The organism is Asticcacaulis sp. AC460, assembly GCF_000495795.1.
Classification (GTDB): domain Bacteria; phylum Pseudomonadota; class Alphaproteobacteria; order Caulobacterales; family Caulobacteraceae; genus Asticcacaulis.
Window position 1 is genome coordinate 16136 of sequence record NZ_AWGD01000027.1, and the last position, 13393, is coordinate 29528.

At 62.4% G+C, this 13393-nt stretch carries 11 protein-coding genes; 4 read left to right on the forward strand and 7 right to left on the reverse strand.

The window, feature by feature from the left end; all coding sequences use genetic code 11:
- Window positions 1–16 precede the first annotated feature (16 nt).
- Window positions 17–1765 (forward strand): ArnT family glycosyltransferase, encoded by a 1749-nt coding sequence (locus tag ABAC460_RS39405; RefSeq protein ID WP_023454261.1) that lies wholly within the window; start codon window positions 17–19, stop codon window positions 1763–1765.
- A 63-nt stretch (window positions 1766–1828) separates the two neighbouring features.
- On the opposite strand, the gene ABAC460_RS39410 is transcribed toward ABAC460_RS39405, so the two are convergent.
- From ABAC460_RS39410 to ABAC460_RS39440, 7 genes are all read right to left on the reverse strand, one after another.
- A complete protein-coding gene (locus ABAC460_RS39410) occupies window positions 1829–2527 on the reverse strand; it encodes a VIT1/CCC1 transporter family protein (RefSeq protein WP_023454262.1) in 699 nt (232 codons plus the stop codon).
- 122 nt (window positions 2528–2649) lie between these two features.
- Window positions 2650–3657, reverse strand: a complete 1008-nt coding sequence (locus ABAC460_RS39415) for a glycosyltransferase family 2 protein (protein ID WP_023454263.1) — start codon at window positions 3655–3657, stop codon at window positions 2650–2652.
- Window positions 3658–3659: 2 nt separating this feature from the next.
- A complete protein-coding gene (gene thrS / locus ABAC460_RS39420; protein ID WP_023454264.1) occupies window positions 3660–5594 on the reverse strand; it encodes a threonine--tRNA ligase in 1935 nt (644 codons plus the stop codon).
- Between the two features lie 118 nt (window positions 5595–5712).
- The gene (yidD, locus tag ABAC460_RS39425) at window positions 5713–5949 is read right to left on the reverse strand and encodes a membrane protein insertion efficiency factor YidD (protein ID WP_023454265.1); all 237 of its coding nucleotides are present in this window, start codon (window positions 5947–5949) and stop codon (window positions 5713–5715) included.
- Between the two features lie 175 nt (window positions 5950–6124).
- Window positions 6125–6550: an iron-sulfur cluster assembly scaffold protein gene (locus ABAC460_RS39430; RefSeq protein WP_031237022.1), complete on the reverse strand. Its 426-nt coding sequence runs from the start codon at window positions 6548–6550 to the stop codon at window positions 6125–6127.
- A 38-nt stretch (window positions 6551–6588) separates the two neighbouring features.
- Window positions 6589–8157 carry a cisplatin damage response ATP-dependent DNA ligase gene (locus ABAC460_RS39435; protein WP_023454267.1) on the reverse strand — a complete coding sequence of 523 codons (1569 nt, stop codon included), beginning with the start codon at window positions 8155–8157 and terminating at the stop codon, window positions 6589–6591.
- A gap of 307 nt (window positions 8158–8464) precedes the next feature.
- Complete coding sequence (locus ABAC460_RS39440) at window positions 8465–9475, reverse strand: ligase-associated DNA damage response exonuclease (RefSeq protein ID WP_023454268.1); 1011 nt, start codon at window positions 9473–9475, stop codon at window positions 8465–8467.
- Window positions 9476–9724: 249 nt separating this feature from the next.
- Between ABAC460_RS39440 and ABAC460_RS39445 the strand changes: the two genes are divergently transcribed.
- The 3 genes from ABAC460_RS39445 (at window position 9725) to ABAC460_RS39455 (ending at window position 13388) form a co-directional block, all read left to right on the forward strand.
- On the forward strand, window positions 9725–12163 hold the full coding sequence (locus ABAC460_RS39445) for a ligase-associated DNA damage response DEXH box helicase (RefSeq protein WP_023454269.1): 2439 nt from the start codon (window positions 9725–9727) through the stop codon (window positions 12161–12163).
- Window positions 12147–12815 carry a ligase-associated DNA damage response endonuclease PdeM gene (gene pdeM / locus ABAC460_RS39450; protein WP_023454270.1) on the forward strand — a complete coding sequence of 223 codons (669 nt, stop codon included), beginning with the start codon at window positions 12147–12149 and terminating at the stop codon, window positions 12813–12815. The genes ABAC460_RS39445 and pdeM overlap by 17 nt, the downstream gene beginning before the upstream one ends.
- Window positions 12816–12881: 66 nt before the next feature.
- Complete coding sequence (locus ABAC460_RS39455) at window positions 12882–13388, forward strand: DUF4262 domain-containing protein (protein WP_023454271.1); 507 nt, start codon at window positions 12882–12884, stop codon at window positions 13386–13388.
- Window positions 13389–13393: the final 5 nt, after the last annotated feature.

The following is a 13393-nucleotide window of genomic DNA, read 5'->3' on the forward strand; positions in this document are numbered from 1 at the left end:
GCCTAAAAGGATCGTCATGTCCGCCGCCTTCTCCATGCCCGATCTGAAGGCCGCCCTCAGCCGGATGATGCATACCGACTTTTTCGGCCAGGCGTCGCGTGGCCTGCGCGGTCCCCTGGCTGCCGCCCTGCTGGCCTTTCTGGTCGGCCTGCCCTGCGCCATGATCATGCCGCCGCTGGACCGCGACGAGTCGCGGTTCGTCCAGGCGACGTCGCAGATGCTGGAGACAGGCGACTATATCAACATCAACTATCAGGACGGCCCCCGCCACAAGAAGCCGGTCGGCATCCACTGGATGCAGGCGGCTTCGGTCAAGCTGACCTCGGCGACCGAGGCGCGCAAGATCCTGGCCTATCGCTGGCCGTCGCTGCTGGGCGCGGCGTTGGCGGCTTTTGCCTGCGCCTGGGGGGCGTCACGGGCTTTCGGCACGCGTATCGGCACCAAGGCCGGGCTTATCTTTGCCGTCACCTTCATGCTGTCGACCGAAGCCTTCTGGGCCAAGACCGACGCGGTTCTCACCGGCCTGCTGACCTTGGCCATGGCCGCCATGGCCGTCATATACATGCGTACGCGCGATCTTGCGAAGGACGATCCGCCCCCGAAACTGCGCAAGGAACTCTGGATCTTCTGGCTGGCGACGGCCTTCGCGATCCTGGTCAAGGGGCCCGTGGCCTTCCTGGTCATCGCCCTGCCGATCCTGACCCTGTGGGGATGGGACCGGCGCATCACCTGGCTGAAGCACCTCAATATCGGCTGGGGGCTGATCCTGTGCCTGGCCATCTGCGGCCCGTGGGCGATCGCGATCACCATCACCACCGACGGCGCCTTCTGGACCGGCGCCGTGGGCCACGACCTGAAAACCAAGCTGGACGGTGGCTCCGAGGGCCATTTCGGCTGGCCGGGTTACCACACCCTTTTGCTGGCCATCACGATGTTTCCAGCCTGCGGGCTTTTGGGTGGCGCCATCCAGACCGCGATCCAGCGCCGCACCGAGCCGGCCATCCGTTTCGCCGTGGCCTGGTTCCTGCCGGTCTTCCTGTTTTTCGAAATCATGCCCACCAAGCTGCCGCACTATACCCTGCCGGCCTTCGGCGCGCTGTGCTGGCTGGCGGCGGTGTCGCTGGACCTGTCGCTGAAGACATGGGCCAAGGCGGTGAACGTGGTGATGGGTCTGTTCGGCGGCGTTCTGCTGACGGCCCTAGCCTGGTACGGCTACAAGACATACGGCACCCAGGGCTCGCTGCTGCTGCTGATCGCCGTCGCCGCTTCAGCCCTGGTGCTGATGATCTTCGCCGCCTGGCTGCTGCTGCGCAACCAGCAGCGCACGGCCTTTGGCTTCCTGCTGGCGTCGGGCATCATAGCGCATATGAGCTTTATCAGCCTGGCGGCGTCGCTGACGCCGATCTGGGTGTCGCGCAAGATGGAGGCCGCCCTGGCGGCGCACAAGCTGGATCCGCGCCTGGGCATCGCGCCGGGTCCCGTGGCGACGCTTGGCTATTCCGAACCCAGCTTCGTGTTCGAGATGGGCACCAAGACGCAGTTGTTGAACGAAAACGCCCCGGCGGCCGTCAAGGCGCTGAAGGAGGGCCGGCCGGTCTTCGTCGAGTCGCTGCAGGAAGCCGGCTTCCAGGCGGCGGCCAAGGCGGAGGGGGTGACGCCGCATATCGTAACCCAGGTAAAAGGTACCAACTATTCCAACGGTCGCGATGTGGTGATTACGCTGTACGACAATCCGTTGCCGGAAGGGGTAAAGTCGGCGGAGTAACGTCCGGAGATAAAACGATGCGGTTGAAGCTGTTGTCTGCCGGATAATCGGAGTTTGGGCGCTTCATACGCCTGCGCCAAAAATGCGGCCGACGGCAGCCGTTACCGCCATGGCAAGCGCGCCCCAGAAAACCACGCGCGCGGCCGCCTTCCAGGCGCCTGAACCGCCAGCCGCCGCCCCGATAGCGCCCAAAACAGCAAGGCATGCGAGCGCCGAAAGCGTTACGGTCCAGAAGGCAAACGGTCTGGGGCTTAGCAAAAGCGCGACCACTGGCAAAATGGCCCCTGCGGCGAAGGTCGCAGCGGAAGTCAGGGCAGCCTGAATCGGTCGTGCCTGGGTGTGCTCGGAAATGCCGAGTTCATCCCGGGCGTGGGCGCCAAATGCGTCGGCCTCCATCAGACTGGCGGCAACCTGTTCCGCCAATTCACGGGATAGTCCGCGAGCGATATAGATCTGAGTCAGTTCCTCAAGTTCAGCTTCGGGAAAATCGACCAACTCCTGCCGTTCACGGGCCAGATCAGACTGCTCCGTGTCAGCCTGGGAACTGACCGATACATATTCGCCGGCGGCCATGGACAGGGCGCCGGCGACAAGCGCCGCGACCCCGGTTACGACAACCGTTCCCTTGTCGGACGCAGTGGCCGCCATGCCGGCGATCAGACTGGCGACGGAAATGATGCCATCATTAGCCCCCAGGACGGCAGCGCGAAGCCACCCCACGCGGGATATGAAATGACGCTCCTGTGCACTGTGCCTGGGCATGGATGGCTCCTGTGGCGGCTGTCAGCCAATCTCCTGCCATGCCGGACACGCCGTCAGCATTGACCGGCGTCAATGCGAGCAAGGCATATCGCTAATCCCGGGCAGCAGCCAGCCAGACGGCCTTACTCGGCGGCGACGTCGTCTTCGTCGTTCCTGAGGCGCGGCCGGACCACAGCACGGGCCACCGAAACGCCCAGGATCACCGGCGTCAGCAGGGTAACATAGGCCTTGCGCCAGAAACCCTTGGCGCGTTTGTGGAAGTAGTAGCACAGCCCCATGCCCTTGTTCCATTCGACGTGCAGCGGCTCGACCCGCGACGTGTGACCGACGTGCATGACCTCGGCCTTGGGATGGAACAGCACCAGGCCGCCGGCTTCGCGGGCGCGCCAGCACAGGTCGACATCCTCGACGTGCAGGAAGAAGTGCGAGTCGAAGCCCTTCAGCCGCGCAAAGTCGCGCTTGGACACCGCGAAACAGGCGCCCGAAATAGTCGGGACGGCCTGGGGCGCGTCGGGCAGGTCGTTGAATTCGTAGTGGATCTCAAACTTCTGCAGTTCCGGCACCAGTTTGGACAACCGCGTCAGGGCCAGCAGAGTCGTCACCGGGGTGACCTCGCCACGGCGGGCGCCGCGCTGTTCCGAGCCGTCCGGATTCAACAGACGCGAACCGACGATGCAGGGCGAAGGCTGGCCGCGCGCCGACTCGACCAGACGCTTGATACAGCCCGGCTGCAGCAGGGCGTCCGGATTGAGGAAGACCAGCCACGGCTGGTTGGCCAGGTGGGCGCCCAGGTTGGCGGCCTTGGCGAAACCGATATTGCCATGGCCCTGGACCAGCAGGATGTGGTCGTTTTCGTCGTTCAGGTCGCGCAGTTTCTGCGCCGCCTTGTCCGACGAGCCATTGTCGATGATGATGAACTGTTTGACCTGGGGGTCGTCCAGCACCTTCTCGATGGCTTCGAACAGCACCTTGCCGGTGTGGTACACGATCATGATCACGCTGACGCCGTCGACCGTCTCATCATACGGCGACATGTCGAGATGCTGCATGACGAAGTAATGCGCTTCGCTGGTCGCCAGCTTGCGTTCCTTCAGCATTTCCACAATCGATGGCGGCAGGTTGTGATTCATGGTTAACCAGCCTGTCTCAAATCGGGCGGGGTTGCATCCGTTTGCAACCGCTGGACGGCATCGGCCAGGGACAGGATGGTCTGGCCATCCGAGCCCAGGAAGCGCAGGGCCACTTCGCCGGTTTCAGCCTCCTTGCGGCCGACCACGGCGATCACCGGCACCTTGGCGACCGAATGTTCGCGAACCTTGTAGTTGATCTTTTCGTTGCGCAGGTCGGCTTCGACCCGCAGTCCGGCGGCGCGCAGGGCGTCGGCGACCTGTTCGGCATAGGGGTTGGCGTCCGAGGTGATCGGCGCTACCACGATCTGAACCGGGGCCAGCCACAGCGGGAACTTGCCGGCGAAGTTTTCGATCATGATGCCGATGAAGCGCTCGAACGAGCCCAGGATGGCGCGGTGAAGCATGACCGGACGCTGGCGCGAACCGTCTTCGGCGACATATTCGGCGTCAAGGCGTTCCGGCAGGACATAGTCGAGCTGGAGCGTGCCGCAGGTCCATTCACGGCCGATGGCATCCTTGACGATGAAGTCGAGCTTGGGCGCGTAGAAGGCGCCATCGCCTTCGGCAATCACCGGTTCGACGCCGGCCTGTTTGGCGGCCTCGGCCAGCATGCCCTCGGCCTTGTCCCAGAACTCATCCGAGCCGGCACGGATTTCGGGGCGAGTGGCGAGATTGATATAGGCGGTTTCCATGCCGAGATCGGTGTGGATCAGCTTGGTCAGGCGCACGAACTTGGCGGTTTCCTCGACGATCTGGTCTTCGCGGCAGAAGATGTGAGCGTCGTCCTGGGTAAAGCCGCGCACGCGCATCAGGCCGTGCAGCGAACCCGACGGCTCATAGCGGTGGCAGGCGCCGAACTCGGCCATGCGGATCGGCAGCTCCTTATAGGAACGCAGGCCGACCTTGAAAATCTGGACGTGGCCCGGGCAGTTCATCGGCTTCAGCGACAGGGTCTCGCCTTCGACCGTTTCGCAGACGAACATGTTGGGGCGATACTTGTCCCAGTGGCCCGACTGCTCCCAGAAGGAGCGGTCCAGGACCTGGGGCGTCTTGACCTCGACATAACCCGAGGCGTCGAGACGGCGGCGCATATAGGCTTCGAGGACGCGCCACAGCACCCAGCCCTTGGGATGCCAGAAGACCATGCCGCGGCCTTCTTCCTGCATGTGGAACAGGTCCATGGCGCGGCCCAGCTTGCGGTGGTCGCGCTTCTCGGCCTCTTCGATACGCTGGACATAGGCTTCCAGGTCGGCTTCCGACGACCATGCGGTGCCGTAGATGCGTTGCAGTTGGGCATTGTTGTGGTCGCCGCGCCAGTAGGCGCCGGCCAGCTTGGTCAGCTTGAAGGCCTTGCCGATGAATTTCGATGACGGCAGGTGCGGCCCCAGGCACAGGTCCTTCCAGGCGTCGCCGTGGAAATAGACGCTGATGTCCTCGGATTCCGGCAGGTCGCGGATAATCTCGGCCTTATATTTTTCACCGATGGATTCGAAGTGAGCGATGGCGTCGTTGCGGTCCCAGACCTCGCGGCGAATCTTCTCGTCGCGGTCGACGATCTCGCGCATTTTCGCTTCGATCTTGGGGAAGTCGTCGGTGGAAAACGGCTCGTCGCGGGCGAAGTCGTAGTAGAAGCCATCGTCGATGGCCGGACCGATGGTGACCTGGGTACCCGGGAACAGCTCCTGCACCGCTTCGGCCAGGATATGGGCCGTATCGTGACGGATAACCTCCAGAACTTCAGGGGCTTCGCGCGTCAAGATGTCCAGCCTCCCCCCGTTCTCGAGTGGTCGGTCGAGGTCCAGCAGAGCCCCGTCCAGTTTGATCAGAACCGCCTTCTTGGCCAGAGATTTCGACAGGCTTTCGGCAATCTGTCTGCCGGTTGTTCCCTTCTCGAAGGAGCGAATGGCGCCATCGGGGAAGGTCAAGTCTATCGTCATCTCAGTCACTCTTCGCTGGCGACCTGTAGCCCTTACGGCGGGCTTCATCGCGCAATAATTTTCATAAAGATTCGATGTGGTCTTAATAAAACCATCTCGAACCGGTACTCGTTGACGCTTACCTTTCACCTTTGGGCGGCACCGGGTCGAACCCGTGGCCTCCGCCGGGACGGCAGCGGCAGATACGCTTGATACCCATCCAGGCGCCGGTCAGGGGACCGTGCTGGATCAGGGCGTCGGCCATATATTCGGAACAGGTCGGCCGATAACGGCAGCCCTGCCCAATATAGGGCGACAGGGTAAGCTTGTACGCCCGCAGAGCAGCGCGAACGGATCGCTCATACAGACCGGACATGCGGAAATAAAGCCTGGTTTACGTCAAAAAATGCCGCACTCAACGGTACTTACGCGCACTCTTCCCCGAACCCTGGTTACATACGAGCCTATTTCGACGGTGAAAGCAACCCCCGAAACGAGGGGTTCATGCTGCAGTGCGAGAATAGTTGCACCTTTGTAACGGCAGTGCGGAATCAGGGGTGCGCGTTATGGATGGCGTCGACGGTCGCTTCAAGGGCCAAAAGGGTGGAGGCGTGGCGGGCCGGAAAATCCTTCACGCTTCTCAGAATGTGGAAGTCGGCAAACCGTTCCGGGAAGGTAACCTCTTCCCCTTTCAGCAGCCGGCGCAAGGCGTCCCTGGCCGACAAAATCTCGGCCGTTGTGGCGCCGACGACATGCTGGCTGAGAATGGCCGCTGCCGCCTGGCCCAGGGCGCAGGCCTGGACCTCCTGGGCGAAATCGCTGACCGTATCTCCGTCCAGGTTCACTTCGATGTGGATGGTCGAGCCGCAGAGCTTGGCCGTGCGGTCGGCGGTCCCGTGCGGGTCAGCCAGCCGGCCGACATGCTGAAGTTGGGTGGTGCGGCGAAGGATTTCGCGGGAATAGAGCTCGTCGATCATGGACATCAGATAAGGGACCCGGACCGCAAAGAAAAGGGTTAGGTCAGCAAAGGTTCCAGTACACCCATGTGGTCGGCTTCGTGGGCCGGCTTGTCCCAGCGGATGCGGCTGATGCGCGGGAAGCGCAGAGCATAGCCTGACTTATGCCGGGTCGAACGATGGACGGCGTCGAAAGCGACTTCGAACACCAGTTCCTTGCGCACCTCGCGCACGGGGCCGAAGCTTTGCAGGGTGTGGTGGCGCACCCACTTGTCCAGTTCCTTCAGTTCGGCATCGGTGAAGCCGAAATAGGCCTTGCCGATCGGCAGCAGTTCGTTGCCCTTCCACAGGCCGAAGGTGAAGTCGGAATAGAAGGAGGAGCGTTTGCCCGAACCGCGCTGGGCATACATCAGCACGGCGTCGACCAGTTTCGGGTTGATCTTCCACTTGTACCATGGACCGGTCGGGCGGCCGGCGACATAGGGGCTGTCGCGGCGTTTCAACATGACGCCTTCGATGACCGAGGCGTTGTCGACGCTGCCGCGCAGGGATTCCAGTTCGGCAAAGTCCTTATAGGGCAAGTCCGGCGACATACGGATGCCGACCGGCTGATGGTGGTCCAAGGCCGCCTGCAACAAGGCCCGGCGGGCGGCATAGGGCTGGGGTCGGACGTCCTCGCCTTCCAGCATCAGCAGGTCGTAGGCGACGATGCCAGCGGGATGGTCAGTCATCAGTTTGGCCGACGGGCTCTTGCGGCCCAGGCGCTGTTGCAGGTCATTGAACGATCCCAGTTCGTCGCCGCGCAGGACCAGAAGTTCGCCGTCCAGCACGGCATGGAAGTTGAGGTGATCCAGCACGTCTGGGAAGGTATGGCTGATGTCGTCGCCGGTGCGAGTGAACAGGGCGCGGCCGATGGCGGAATGGACGACCTGGACTCGAATGCCGTCATATTTCCATTCGGCGGCATAGGTGCCCGGTTCGATCAATCTGTGGTCTTTGTCTTCGAGCGGATGGGCCAGCATGACCGGCGTAAAGGTCAGTTTCTCATGCACCACCGGCGCTTCGGCGCGGCCTTCCAGCCAGGCGAACAGGTCCTCATAGGGCGGATCGACGCCATGCCACAGGGTTTCGACCTGTTCGACCGGCTGGTTGCCGTACTTAGCCAGGACCTGTTTCAGCAGCCGCGCCGACACACCGATACGCAGACTGCCGGTGCCGATTTTGAGCAGCGCCCAGCGTTCCGGTGAAGTCATCCGGTCGAGCAGGCCGGCGACATAGGCCGGAAGGTCCGCCTTCGGTTTATGGCGCAGGTTATGGACGACCTCGCTCAAGGACGGTAAATCCATGGTGTCGGGGTTGCCGGGCCAGAGGTGCGCAACGGTTTCCGACAGTTCGCCCACATAGTCGTGGCTCATGGCCAGCAGGTGCGGGTCGGTGCGGGCGCGGATCAGCTCCAGCACCATGCCGCGCTTGAAATTGGGCAGGGACAGACTGTCACCGATGATGGCGACGGCATAGCCGCGGTCGGGATCGGGCGTGCTGGCGAAATAATCGAGCAGCAGCCGCTCCTTGCCGAGGGTCGAGGGTTCGAAATAGAGGCGTTCGAGAAGACGGGAGAAGGCTCTCATGGCGAACCTCGCAAACCGGCCGTTAAGTCGAGCTTCCCTTCTCCTCCCCGCTTGTCGGGGAGGGGGACCATAAGCGAAGCAAAGCAAAGCGGCGCGGAGCGAAATGGTGGTGGGGTATCTTGCTGTAGAGACCTCAGCCGCTGGTGGGACAGGAAAGTAAGAAACCCCACCACCGCACCTCGCTCGCTTCGATCTTCGGTCATTGACCTCAGATCTCCACACACTCGAGCGGTCCCCCTCCCCGAGCCTCGCCGGCAGGCAAAGCGCGGAGGAGAAGATAAGTGCGATTCAGCCTTTCGATAAAATATCACTCGCTGTCGTCCTCATAGCCAATGAGATGGAGCGCCTGGGCCTTCAGTCCCATCTGCTGGGCGGCATAGACCAGGGCGTCGTCGCGGCCATGGGTGACCCAGACTTCGGGGGCGCCGACATCGCTCAGGGTTTGCAAAAGTTCGTCCCAGTCGGCGTGGTCGGACACCACCAGCGGCAGTTCGACGCCCTTCTGTTTGGCGCGCGCCCGGATGCGCATCCATCCGGAAGCCGCCACCGTCAGCACATCGGGGAGCTTGCGCGACCAGCGGTCCTGAAGCGCCGAAGGCGGACACAGGACGATCTTGCCGGCCAGGGTTTTGGCGTTTTCAGGGGTGACCAGATCCCACGGTCCCAGGTCGATGCCGAGGTCCTGGTACAGTTCGCACAATCTGACCATGGCGCCATGCAGGTATATGGTTTCGGTGTAGCCGGCGCGGCGCAGGGCGACCATCATGCGCTGGCACTTGCCCAGGGCATAGACGCCGACCAGGTGGCAGCGCTCAGGGAACTGGCGCAGCGAGGTCAGCAGTTTGGCGATCTCGGCTTCCAGCGGCGGATGGCGGAAGACCGGCAGGGCAAAGGTGGCTTCGGTAACGAAGACGTCGCAGGGCACGGGTTCGAACGGGGTACAGGTCGGGTCGGCGCGGCGTTTGTAGTCGCCGGAAAAGACGATGGTTGAACCTTCGAATTCCAGCCGCGCCTGGGAGGAGCCCAGGATGTGGCCAGCCGGATGCAGGCTGACCTTGACGCCGTTGATCTCGACCGCCTGGCTGTAAGGCAGTGGATGCTCGGCCTGGGTGGCATGGGTTTCGCCGTAGCGGGCGCGCATGATGGCCAGGGTTTCAGGCGTGGCGAAGACATCGCCATGGCCGGCTCGGGCGTGGTCGGCATGACCATGGGTGACGACGGCGATTTCGGCAGGGTGCATGGGGTCGATGAAGAATCCGCCCGGCTTGCAGAAGACGCCTTCCTTGCTGACCTCGATCCAGTGGCGGGGATGGGTCATGCTGGCCGTCCTCCACCGCTCGCGGGGGAGGTGCTGAGCAAGTGTAGCCGAAGGCGAAACGCGTCGAAGCGGAGGGGGCGCCGAAAGCTCGGAGCTTGTAACGCCCCCTCCGGCTCGACGCGCTTCGGCCGATAGGGGGCCTCGCTTGCTCGCCACCTCCCCCGCAAGCGGTGGAGGATAAGAAGCATTTTTCCTGCGTATGCCAAAGTGAGATTGCTCCCTTACACCTGCGACCCTACATTCCTCATCATGGCGGCTATTCCTTCGCATTTCCGGCAGTGGTTCGACCAGCAGGGCTGGAAGATCCTCCCGCACCAGAAGGCGATGGTGGAACGCTACCGGCAGGGCCTGTCCACCCTGCTGACCGCGCCGACCGGAACCGGCAAGACACTCGCCGGGTTCCTCGGTTCGCTAATCGACATTGATGCGCGCCAACCCAAAGGTTTGCACACCCTCTATATCTCACCGCTGAAGGCATTAAATTACGATATCGAACGCAATGTCGTGGCTTTGATCAAGGCGCTGAACCTGCCCGTCACCGTCGAGTCGCGCACCGGCGATACCTCCGCCTATCGCCGCAAGCGTCAGCGCGCCAAGCCGCCGCATATCCTGCTGACGACGCCAGAATCGCTGATGCTGCTGTTGTCCTATCCGGACGCGGCCCAGATGTTCGGTTCGATCGAGGCTGTCATCATCGACGAAATCCACCAGGTGGCGGCGTCGAAGCGCGGCGACCTGATCACCCTGGCCCTGGCCCAGTTGGAAGCCTACCGGCCGGGCTATCGCCGTATCGGGTTGTCGGCGACGGTGGCCGAGCCCGACCTGTTCTCGATGTGGCTGGGGCCGACCGGCGCGCCCGTACCGCACCTCGACAGCCCCGGAGGCAAGCCGCCCAAGGTTCAGATCCTGAAGACCAGGGAAGCTATTCCCTATGGCGGCTTCATGGCCAAATATGCCGTGCCGGAGATCATGGCAGAGATAGTCAAGGCGAAGACCACCATCGTCTTCGTCAATACCCGCGCTCAGGCCGAACTGCTGTTCCAGTTCCTGTGGGAGGCCAATGACGAGGCCCTTCCGATCGCCATCTATCATGCGTCGCTGACGCGGGAGTTGCGCGCCAAAACCCAAGCCATGATGGCCGAAGGCAAGCTGCGCGCCGTGGTGGCTACGGCGGCGATCGAACTGGGCATCGACTGGGGCGATGTCGATGTCGTCATCCAGGTCGGGGCGCCCAAGGGCGTGTCACGGCTGCTGCAGCGTATCGGCCGGTCGAACCACCAGGTCGATGTGCCGTCCAAGGCGTTTCTGGCGCCGGCCAACCGGTTCGAGGTGCTGGAATGCGAGGCCGCCATCGGCGCGATCGCGGCGCGGCACTTGGATGGCGATCAGCCCCTGCCCGGCGCCCAGGACGTGGTCATCCAGTTCATCATGAATGCCGCCTGTTCGGCGCCGATCACGCCGCACGGGCTGCACGGCATCGTCAGCCGGTCGTGGTCGTACCGTCATCTGACCTACGAACAGTTCGAGGAATTGTTCCAGTTCGTCATCGATGGCGGCTATGCCCTGCGCGCCTACGACCGCTGGCACCGACTGGTCAAGCGCGACGGCGCCTGGGTGCCGTCGACGCCGCAGATGATCCAGCGGCATCGCCAGAACATCGGTGTCATCATAGAGGCCGGCAAGCTGAAGGTGCGCAAGATGCACGGCCGCGGCGGGCGCTATCTCGGCGAGATAGAGGAACAGTTCGGCCAGTCGCTGAGCCCCGGCGACACCTTCTATTTCGGCGGCGAGGTCCTGGCGTTCGAGCGCATCCAGGACATGACGCTGCATGCCAAGGCCAGCACGGCGAAGGAGCCGAAAATCCCGACCTATTCCGGCGGTCAGATGCCGCTGTCGACCTTCCTGGCCGATGGGGTTCGCGGGCTGTTGCAGGACGAGGATGCGCTGAACGGGTTGCCGAAACTGGTGCGCAACTGGCTGATGCTGCAGGCGCGGTTTTCGCAACTGCCCGACCACAAGAGTCTGCTGGTCGAGAGCTTTCCGCGCGGCAAGCTGTTCGCCACGGTGCTTTACACGTTCGAGGGCCGGCGGGCGAACCAGACCCTGGGTATGTTGTTCAGCCGGCGGATGGAGCGGCTGGGGCTGCATCCGTTGAGCTTTACCGTCACCGATTACGGGTTGGCGATCACCAGCGTCAAGGCGGTGACCGGCGAGAGCATTTACGAGCTGCTGCGTGCCGATATCCTGGCCGATGAGCTGGAGGAATGGCTGGGCGAATCGCCGATGCTGAAGCGGTCGTTCCGCCGCGTGGCGACCATTGCCGGCCTGGTCGAACAAAACCACAATTCGGCACGCAAGACTTTGAAACAGGTGACCTTTTCAACCGACCTGATCTATGACGTGCTGCGCAAATACGATCCCGGCCATGTCCTGCTGGCCCTGGCACGGGACGATGCCGAGCGCGAACTGCTGGACCTGGACCGCCTGACCGACATGATTTTGAACTTCCAGTCGCATATTGAGTTCCGTGAGTTGCCGCGGCCGTCGCCGATGTCATTGCCGGTGATCCTGGACGTGCGCACCGAGCGGCTGCCGGGCGGCGGGCTGGAGGCGCTGCTGGCCCAGGGCGATGTCGAGTCCCAGGCCGAACAAATGATGGCGGAGGTCGAGCATGGCCTCATGGCTTGAGGTCGCTTTTGCCGGGCATTATGTCGTGCTGGATGCGGAGCTGAGCCTGTACTGGGCCGAGCATGGGGCGCTGGCGGTGTCCGATCTGCACCTGGAAAAGTCGACCTTCCTGGCGCAGTTCGGCTCGCCCATCCCGGCCTATGACAGCCATGATACTTTGGTGCGGCTGGAGCGGTTGATCGCGCGGTACCGGCCGAAGGTGCTGATCCTGCTCGGCGACACTTTTCATGACAAGGCAGCGTGGGAACGGCTGGAAGATCGGACGCGGACGCAGCTTTTGACGGTGTGCGGGTCGGTCGAGCACTGCTGCTTCGTCGAGGGCAATCACGATGTCGGGGTCAGCGTCGATCCCAGCCTGTGTTTCGCCGATGACTATGTTATCGAGAATGTGGTGTTCAGCCATGAACCGGCGGCGGCGGACCTGCCGCAGGTGATCGGGCATTTTCATCCCAAGCTGCGGACGTCGCTGCATGGCCATAAGCTGAGCGGCAAGTGTTTCGCGATGAACGAGCGGTTGTTGGTCATGCCGGCGTTCGGCAGTTTCACCGGCGGGCTTGAGCTGACGCATGCGGCTTTTGCGACGCTGGCAAAGGGTGATCCGTTGCGGCCGTACATAATTTACGGGAACACCGTGGCTGCCGTTTGTTGGTGAACTCTTTCGGCTATTGTATATGCCTCGGGCTCGCTCCACAATTCGGGCACTTTGGGAGGGCTATTGATGCGAACTGCACTGGAGGCACCAGATGACGCATTGGATACGCAGGAGAAAGACTTCGTTGCGAAAATCCGTGAGCATGGGTGGTCTGGCACCAATATCTTTGCAGAAGGAAACCAGCCTGGCTTCACCTTCACAACGGGTTTCTGGGTGACCCATAGAGCCCCCGAAATCATCGTGTTTGGCTTAAAGGCCGAAATCGCTCACAGCGTGTTTTGGGACCTTTACAGAGACATTGCTAATGGGCAAACGTTGCCACTTTGCAGCCGAAGCGATGAGCTACTAGGAAACCATGACGCTTATCTCTTTCCGGTGCATAAGACCCACTATCCTGAATATTTAGGCTGGAGCAGGTGGTTCTACGCGGGGGACGAGTTTCCCTGCGTGCAACTGGTGTGGCCCGATCGCAAGAATGTCTTCCCTTGGGAGGAGACGTTTGACGCGACAATGGCTGCCAAACAGATCGACATATCAGAGAGCGGATGGAGAGGGATGTCCAGAAGGCATTAGGGATG